Annotated in this window: 6 protein-coding genes; 3 read left to right on the top strand and 3 right to left on the bottom strand. The window is 73.4% G+C overall.

Annotated elements, in window-relative coordinates; genetic code table 11:
* The coding region (locus tag ACFW1I_RS37255) for a sigma-70 family RNA polymerase sigma factor (RefSeq protein WP_384678376.1) at positions 1 to 1,155 on the bottom strand (1,155 nt) is incomplete at its 3' end.
* A gap of 201 nt (positions 1,156 to 1,356) precedes the next feature.
* Positions 1,357 to 2,172 (bottom strand): TetR/AcrR family transcriptional regulator, encoded by an 816-nt coding sequence (locus tag ACFW1I_RS37250; protein ID WP_384678374.1) that lies wholly within the window; start codon positions 2,170 to 2,172, stop codon positions 1,357 to 1,359.
* Between the two features lie 342 nt (positions 2,173 to 2,514).
* Between ACFW1I_RS37250 and ACFW1I_RS37245 the strand changes: the two genes are divergently transcribed.
* The gene (locus tag ACFW1I_RS37245; RefSeq protein WP_384678373.1) at positions 2,515 to 3,918 is read left to right on the top strand and encodes an NAD(P)/FAD-dependent oxidoreductase; all 1,404 of its coding nucleotides are present in this window, start codon (positions 2,515 to 2,517) and stop codon (positions 3,916 to 3,918) included.
* 106 nt (positions 3,919 to 4,024) lie between these two features.
* A complete protein-coding gene (locus ACFW1I_RS37240; protein ID WP_384678371.1) occupies positions 4,025 to 5,698 on the top strand; it encodes a SpoIIE family protein phosphatase in 1,674 nt (557 codons plus the stop codon).
* Positions 5,699 to 5,705: 7 nt separating this feature from the next.
* On the opposite strand, the gene ACFW1I_RS37235 is transcribed toward ACFW1I_RS37240, so the two are convergent.
* Positions 5,706 to 6,971, bottom strand: a complete 1,266-nt coding sequence (locus ACFW1I_RS37235) for an MFS transporter (protein ID WP_384678369.1) — start codon at positions 6,969 to 6,971, stop codon at positions 5,706 to 5,708.
* A 155-nt stretch (positions 6,972 to 7,126) separates the two neighbouring features.
* Between ACFW1I_RS37235 and ACFW1I_RS37230 the strand changes: the two genes are divergently transcribed.
* Positions 7,127 to 7,693, top strand: coding sequence for a MarR family winged helix-turn-helix transcriptional regulator (locus ACFW1I_RS37230; protein WP_384678367.1), 567 nt, complete (start codon positions 7,127 to 7,129; stop codon positions 7,691 to 7,693).
* Positions 7,694 to 8,012: the final 319 nt, after the last annotated feature.

Below are 8,012 nucleotides of genomic sequence, written 5' to 3'. Positions count from 1 at the left end.
GGGCTGGGTGTTGTGTATAAGAGACCGCGCGCCGGCCGCGCCCACCGCACCGCCGGCGACGATGCCGGCGGCCTTGAGGGAGTAGCCGGCGGCGAACCAGCCGATGACGGCGACGGGGAGGAGCGCCGGGATCCCGGCGGTGTCGGGGGCGAGTTCGCCGGCGGCGACCCGGCACTTGGCGCACTCGTCCAGGTGCTTGCGCAGGCCGCGCTCGGCCCGCATCCGCAGTCCGCCGCGCGCGTAGGCGCCGAGCCGGTCGGCGTACCGGGCGCAGTCCCCGCCGGCGGTGAGCGCCTGGCTGACGTGGGCCTGGAGGTAGGCCTGCTTGAGGCCCTCGCGGGCGCGGCTGGCGAGGACGGCGGTGGCGTTGGCGGTCAGGCCGAAGAGGGGGGCGACCTCGCTGGGCGACTCCTCCTCGACGGTGGTGTGCCACAGGACGGCCTGCCAGCGCTCGGGCAGCGACCGGAACGCCTGCATGGCCAGCGACTGTTCGGCCTCCTGCATGGCCCGGACCTCGGCGCCGAGGTCCATGGTGTCCTGGTCGGAGACCTCGGAGGAGCGGGCGGCGTCGGCGGCGAAGACGGCGAAGTCCTCGACGAGGTGCTCGCGTTTCTGGGTCTTGGCCCAGCTCGCGCCGACCCGCCGGACGGTGGTCATCAGATAGGCGCGGACGGCCTGTTCGGGCCCGGCGCCGCCGCGGACGGCCTGGAGGGTGCGGGCGAAGACCTCGGCGGTGAGGTCGTCGGCGGTGTGCGCGTCCCGGCAGCAGGTCCGGGCGTAGCGGCGGACGGCGTCGGAGTGGCGGCGGAAGAGCTCCTCGTAGGCGGAGTCGTCGCCGTCCCGCATGCGGGCGATCAGGTCGGCGTCGGAGGCCGGCAGCTCCCGAGGGGGCGGCAGCAGGCCCTCGTCGTCCGCGGGGTCCCCGTCGGGTCCGTCCTCCGGGCCGTGGTCCGCGCCGTGATCCGGTACGGGGACGGGCGCGGCGCCCGCCGACCGGGCCTCGCGCTGCTGCGGCACGCTCGGTTCGCCGGGGCCGTGGGGTGGGCCGGGGACGCCGCCGGGGCCTCCCTGGCTCGGCACCTGCCGGGCGGGCAGCCCCTCGGCCTCCGTGGCGCCACCGGCGCCCAGCGGATCGTCCCGACCGTCACCGCTCATCGCGAGAAGCCCCCGTACGCGTGCGCAGACCCGAATATTGGCCAAGCCTGCCACACGACGCGGGCATGCCGAAGCGCCGCGTCCACTTACCACTCGTCCGGGGCGACTTCCCGTATCCCGGCGTAACCGCTCACACGTTCGTGTCATGCTCCTTGGTCCGCCCGGCCCAGAGGCCCGGCGGACCGGCGAGCGTCCGACCCGCTACCGCGAGCGCAGACCCTCCAGGAGGATGTCCAGAAGCCGGGCCGAGGCCGCCGCCTGCTGGGCCGCGTCCGGCAGCGCCGGCGCCGCGGTGGCGATCACGAGCAGCACGTCCGCCACGGTCACGTCGGTCCGCAGCTCACCCGCCTCCCGGGCCCGGTCGACCAGCCGGCCGACGACCTCCAGGAGCTCCGCGGCCCCCGCGTCGTCGCGCTCGTCCGCCGGCACCGCCCGGGGCGCCACCACGCGCGCGTCCGCCGGCTCGCCGAGCCCCCGCTGGTACGGGACACGGGCCTCGCCGTCCCCGTCCACCGACGACTCGTCCACGCCGACCCGCAGCACCTGCGGCGGCAGCAGCCGCCCGGCACCCGAGGCGACCGAGGTGCGCAGGAACCGGGAGAGCGCCGACCACGGCTCCTCCTCCTGCCCGAGCGCGGCACGCGCCTGCTCGGTCAGCCGCGCCGTCTCCTCCTCGGCTATCCGCCGCACCAGCACGTCCTTGCTGGGGAAGCGCCGGTACACGGTGCCCACCCCGACGCGCGCCCGCCGGGCCACGTCCTCCATCGGCGCCCCGTAACCGAGTTCGCCGAAGACCTCGCGCGCGGCACGCAGCACGTGCTCCAGATTGCGCTGCGCGTCCACCCGCAGCGGCGCCGCGCGCCCGCCCGTCACCGGACCGCCCACGACGGTGCCGGTACCCGCGACGGTGCCGGAGACCGGCACACCGGCCGACGGCACGGCGGCCACGGCCCCCGCACCCCGGTCGTCCCGCTCCGCCCCGACCACGGACTGCCAACGAGAATCCTGAATCTGCATAAGCGTTCCCCCGCTCATGATGTCTCCCCCCGGAGACTCCCCGCCCTGATACGGGGCTCCCGGCCGGTGTGCGCCATCGGTCCGCGCGCACGCCGGAACCGACACCCCGACGAACTACGAACATAGTTGAGTCCGGGTCAATTCAGAAGGGGGAGTTCCGTACGGTGCGCCCCCCGATCGGAGCAAGGCACCGAAGCCACCCGTTTCCCACCCCGTGACGCACCACCCACGCCCGCCGTGACCTGCGCCGTTGCACTCACCCACCCCGCGCGCGCCACCCCGCGCCTCCGTACCCCTCCGGTCACACAATTCGCCGGGCCTGTGGACAAACCCCGGACGGCGATGCCTCATGGGACGGTGACCGAACCTGCGCGCATTCTCGTGGTCGGCGGTGGCTACGTCGGCATGTACACCGCGCTGCGCCTCCAGCGGCAGCTCAGGACGGAGCTCGGACGCGGCGCCGCCGAGATCGTGGTGGTCACGCCCGACCCGTACATGACGTACCAGCCCTTCCTGCCCGAGGCCGCCGCCGGCTCGCTCTCCCCGCGCCACGTCGTCGTCCCGCTCCGCCGCGTCCTGGACCGCTGCCGCCTCCTCATCGGCGAGGTCGAGTCCATCGACCACGCCAAGCGCACCGCGATCCTCACCACCCTCGCCACCGACGAGGAGGGCGCGGGCCCGGTCGCCCTCACCTACGACGAACTGGTCCTCGCCCCCGGCTCGGTCTCCCGCACCCTCCCCGTTCCCGGCCTCGCCGACCACGGCATCGGCTTCAAGACCGTCGAGGAGGCCATCGGACTGCGCAACCACGTCCTGGAGCAGCTCGACATCGCCTCCTCCACCCGCGACCCGGCGCTCCGCGACGCCGCCCTCACCTTCGTCTTCGTCGGCGGCGGGTACGCGGGCGTGGAGGCCCTCGCCGAGCTGGAGGACATGGCCCGGTACGCCACCCGCTACTACCACAACATCAAGCCCGAGGACCTGAGATGGGTCCTCGTCGAGGCCGCCGGCCGGATCCTCCCCGAGGTCGGCGACGAGATGGGCCGGTACGCCATCCGCGAGCTCCGCGGCCGCAACGTCGACGTGCGCCTCGACACCCGCCTCGACAGCTGCGAGGACCGGGTCGCCGTCCTCAGCGACGGCACCCGCCTGCCCACCCGCACCGTCGTGTGGACCGCCGGGGTCAAGCCCGCCCCCGTCCTCGCCGCCACCGACCTCCCCCTCGACGAGCGCGGCCGCATCCGCTGCACCGCCCACCTCACCGTCGACGGCACCCCGCACGCGTGGGCGGCCGGAGACGCCGCAGCCGTCCCCGACGTCACCGCGAAGGAACCCGGCACCCCCTGCGCCCCCAACGCCCAGCACGCCGTCCGCCAGGCCAGGGTCCTCGCCGAGAACCTCGCCGCCTCCCTCCACGGCCGGCCGCTCAAGGAGTACGCGCACGCGTACGCCGGCTCCGTCGCCTCGCTCGGCCTCCACAAGGGGGTCGCGCACGTGTACGGACGCAAGCTCAAGGGGTACCCGGCCTGGCTGATGCACCGCGCCTACCACCTCAGCCGGATGCCCACCGCCAACCGCAAGGCCCGGGTCCTGGCCGAATGGACCCTCTCCGGCCTCTTCAAACGCGAGATCGTCTCCCTCGGCTCCCTGGAACACCCCCGGGCCGAATTCGAACTCGCGGCCGCACCACCCCCACCCCCGCCCGCGGTTCCCGGCCCCGACGAGAACGACGGGGCGTCCTCCTGACATCACTGTCAGTGCACTCGTCCACACTGGACGTGTGACCATAGGTGGGCTCACACCTGCACAGCGTGACTCCGCACGGCACCGACACCACGAGGCATACAGATCCGTGAACTTCACCCGTTGGAGCGCCCGGCTCCCCGGCACGCAGCGCCGCGCGGCGCGGGGGACCGAAGGCTCCGTGCCCGCCGCCCGCGGTGAGTACGGACCGCGGCAGGAGCACCCCACCGCGGACGCACCGGACCCCGAGCACGCCGGGACGACCGTCGACACTGTGGACACCGACGTCCCCGCCCTGGAGGACTTCTCCGTACGGGACCTCCTCGGCCGGCTCCCCGGCCTCGTCGCCCTCGTGTACGGCCCCGAGCACCGCATCGCGTACGTCAACGAGGCGTACGCCGCCGCCTTCGGCCCCCGCACCCCGGGCGCCACCGTCGCCGCCACCTGCCCCGAGGCCGAGGAGCTCGGCCTGCTGCCCCTCCTCGACCAGGTCCTCCGCAGCGGCAAGCCCCGCACCGTGAAGTCCCGCCGCACCGCCGACGGCGGCTCGTACACCGTCACCTGCCTGCCCGTCGACAGCCCGCACCTCGACGGCGCCGGCGTCCTCGTCCACGCCGCCGACGTCACCGACCACGCCGAAGCCGCCGAACGGCTCCGGGCCAGCGAACGCCGCCACCGCGAGACCGCCGTCACCCTCCAGCGCTCCCTCCTCCCGCAGGAGCTGGAACAGCCCGACGACCTGCGGATCGCCGCCACCTACCAGCCCGGCGTCGCCGACGCCGCCGTCGGCGGCGACTGGTACGACGTCATCACCCTCGGCGCCGGCCGCACCGCCCTCGTCATCGGCGACGTCATGGGCCGCGGCGTCCGCGCCGCCGCCGTCATGGGCCAGCTCCGCACCGCCGTCCGGGCCTACGCGCGCCTGGACCTGCCCCCGCACGAGGTCCTCCAGCTCCTCGACGGCCTCGCCGCCGAGATCGACGCCAGCCAGATCGCCACCTGCGTCTACGCCGTCCACGACCCCAACGAGGGCAAGCTCGTCTACGCCTCTGCCGGCCACCTCCCGATCCTCGTCCGCGACGCGGACGGCACCGTCCGCCAGGCCGACGGCGCCACCGGACCCCCGCTCGGCACCGGCGGCTGGCTGCACGCCTCCGGCTCCATCGCCCTGCCCCCCGGCTCCACCGCCGTCCTCTACACCGACGGACTGGTCGAGCGCCGCCGCGAGGACATCGACGAAGGCGTCGAAGCCCTCGCCCGCGCCCTCTCCGGCGCCAGCGGCACCCCCCAGGTCATCTGCGGCCGGCTGCTCCGCGCCCTCGGCGTCACCGCCGAACACGACGACGACGTCGCCGTCCTCGTCGTCCAGCACCCCGCCCGCGACGGCGCCGACGCCGAGCTGTTCCACAACGCCGCCCTGGAACTCCTCGGCGGCGTCGAGGCCGCCCCACGCGCGCGTGCCTTCGCCTCCGGAGTCCTCTCCTCCTGGCGCTTCCCCGTCGAACTGCGCGACCTCGGCGTCCTCGCCACCAGCGAACTCGTCGCCAACAGCCTCCAGCACGGCACCCCGCCCATGCGCCTGCGGCTCCGCCGCACCGACCGCCGCCTGATCATCGAGGTCACCGACGGCGACGACCACCTGCCGCGCCGCCGCAGGGCGGAAACGGAGGACGAGGCGGGTCGCGGGATCTCCATCATCGCGACGATCGCCTCGTCCTGGGGAAGCCGCCGCACTCCCGGCGGCGGCAAAGCGGTGTGGTGCGAATTCGCCCTCCGCGACTAGCACGCGCCTAGGCCGCGGCGGTCTCCCGCTCGGGCTGGTGCTGAGCCACCACCCGAGAGGGCTTCACGGCCAGCGACGGCTGGTTCTGCACCGGCGTGAGCTGCTTGCCCAGCCGGACCGCCAGCACCGTGACCAGCAGCGAGAACAGCACGAAGGTCACGATGTACGGCCCGTGCAGCGCCGCGCCCATCGGCCCGCCCACCGCGGGGCCGACCGCAAGCGCCAGCTGCTTCACCAGGGCGAAGGCCGAGTTGTACGAGCCCACCATCGACTCCGGCGCCAGATCGGCCACCAGCGGAGCCACGGTCGGCGACAGCATCGCCTCGCCGAGACCGAACAGCGCGTACGTGGAGACGAACGCGGCCGTCGCCATCGCCTGGCTGCCGTGCCCGAGCCCCGCGTACCCCGCGATCAGCCACGCCACGGCCCAGATCAGGCCCACGGCCGCGATCACCCGGGTCCGCTTGCGGCGCTCCACGAACTTCAGCACCAGGAACTGCGCCAGCACGATCACGGCCGTGTTGGCGGCCAGCGCCAGGCCCAGCGTCGACGGCGCGATGCCGGCGGCCTCGGTGCCGTACGCGGCCAGACCCGACTCGAACTGTCCGTAACAGGCGAAGAAGAGCACGAAGCCGAGGACGCACAGCTGCACCATCGCCCTGTGGCCGAGCAGCGCCCGGATCCCGCCCTTGCCGCCCTCGGCGGGCCGCGCGCCCTGGAGCGCGGGCGAACCGGCCGTCTTCACGGTGCCGACCACCGCGGCCAGCACCAGGAACATCACGGCCTCGATCGAGAACAGCAGCAGGAAGCTGTCGGGCCGGCTCACGTCGACGAGCTGGCCGCCGATCAGACCACCGACACCCAGGCCGAGGTTCTGCAGGAAGAACTGCAGCGCGAAGGCACGCGTGCGGCCGGCGGGCTCGGAGCACCACACGATCATCGTCGCGAGCGCCGGCTGGAGCACCGCGGTCCCCGCACCGAGCAGCGCGGCGGCGCCCACCGCCGCCGGGACGCTCGACGCGAGCCCCATCCCCACGGCACCGACCGCGGCCAGACCCGAGGCGACGAGCAGCACCGGCACGGGGCCGCGCCGGTCGATCGCCCGCCCGCTGAACGGCAGCACCACGAGCGCGGCCATGGCGAAGACGGCCAGCACCACACCCGCGGTCGTCGCGCCCAGATCCCGCACCTGCGCCACGTACACATAGAGGTACGGCACGGTGAAGCCGAGTCCGAACGCGCTCAGCGCGCTGCCTGCCTGAATCCGGCGCATCGCCGCGCCCCTCGCCTTGGTCACACTCACCCACTTCGGTCGCGGGTTCAGCCTTGTACGCCTGAACCCTGAAGACTTCAACGCTAAAGTTCGATCCTTAACAGTACACATAGAAGGACTTCAACGCCAACGAGGGGCGTGGGATACTCGCCCTCATGTCCGACACCCCCGAGCGCCCCGCCTCGCAGGAGCCGCAGGAGCCGACGCTCGACGAGCAGATCGCCGCCTACCAGCGCGAGTACCGCGACCTGGACCCGCAGGTGGAGAAGGTGGTCTCCGCCCTCGGCCGGCTGAACCGCCGGATGAACGTGGCGTACGGCCGCCAGCTCGCCGACCTCGGCATCAGCAACGCGGAGTGGGAGGTGCTCAAGACCCTCGTCCTCTCCGGCGCCCCGTACCGCCTGGGCCCGGGCGAGCTGGCCAAGCGCCTCGGCCTCACCCCCGCCGCCATGACCCACCGCATCGACCGCATGGCCGGCGAGGGCCTGGTCACCCGCGACCGCGACGAGACCAACCGCGTCCGCGTGATCGTCGAGCTGACGGACGAGGGCCGTACGAAGTGGCTGGAGGCGATGCGCATGGCCACGGACTTCGAGGAGAAGCTCCTCCAGGACCTCGGGACGGAGGAGCGGGGCGTCCTGGGCGACGCCCTGATCCGCCTCCTGCGCAGGGTGGAGCTGACCCAGCCGGACGCCGGCGGCAGGCTCACCGACCTCGACTGAGAAGGTGCCCGAGGACCCCCGGGTGGCGGTTGACACCCCCCTGGGGGACGCGTAGTGTTCTCCGAGTTGTCACGGAGCCGGAACGGTTCTGCGACGGCCATCCCGCCGCGAGAGCGGCACCTCAATCCAGCACGGTCTCCCTCACGGGATGAATTTCGGCATGCCGAAATTCAATTCGAACGACTCGATTATGAGCCGCCGAAGGAATCCGCTAAGGTTTGAGACGTCGGAAGGGCCCAACAGCCCGGAAGACAAACCCCGCTGACTGGGAATCAGACGCCGAAAGGATCTGATAGAGTCGGAAACGCCGGAAGGGCCC

The sequence above is a fragment of the Streptomyces sp. NPDC058955 genome, assembly GCF_042741435.1.
Lineage (GTDB): Bacteria > Actinomycetota > Actinomycetes > Streptomycetales > Streptomycetaceae > Streptomyces.
Note: the sequence above shows the minus strand (reverse complement) of the source record. Positions and strands in the feature narration are given on the sequence as shown.

What these genes read in the sequence shown, in the direction of transcription:
- ACFW1I_RS37245 (WP_384678373.1), top strand. Translation starts at nt 2,515, where the DNA reads ATGCCTCATGGGACGGTGACCGAACCTGCGCGCATTCTCGTGGTCGGC.
- ACFW1I_RS37230 (WP_384678367.1), top strand. Translation starts at nt 7,127, where the DNA reads ATGTCCGACACCCCCGAGCGCCCCGCCTCGCAGGAGCCGCAGGAGCCG.
- ACFW1I_RS37250 (WP_384678374.1), bottom strand. Translation starts at nt 2,172, where the DNA reads ATGCAGATTCAGGATTCTCGTTGGCAGTCCGTGGTCGGGGCGGAGCGG.
- ACFW1I_RS37235 (WP_384678369.1), bottom strand. Translation starts at nt 6,971, where the DNA reads ATGCGCCGGATTCAGGCAGGCAGCGCGCTGAGCGCGTTCGGACTCGGC.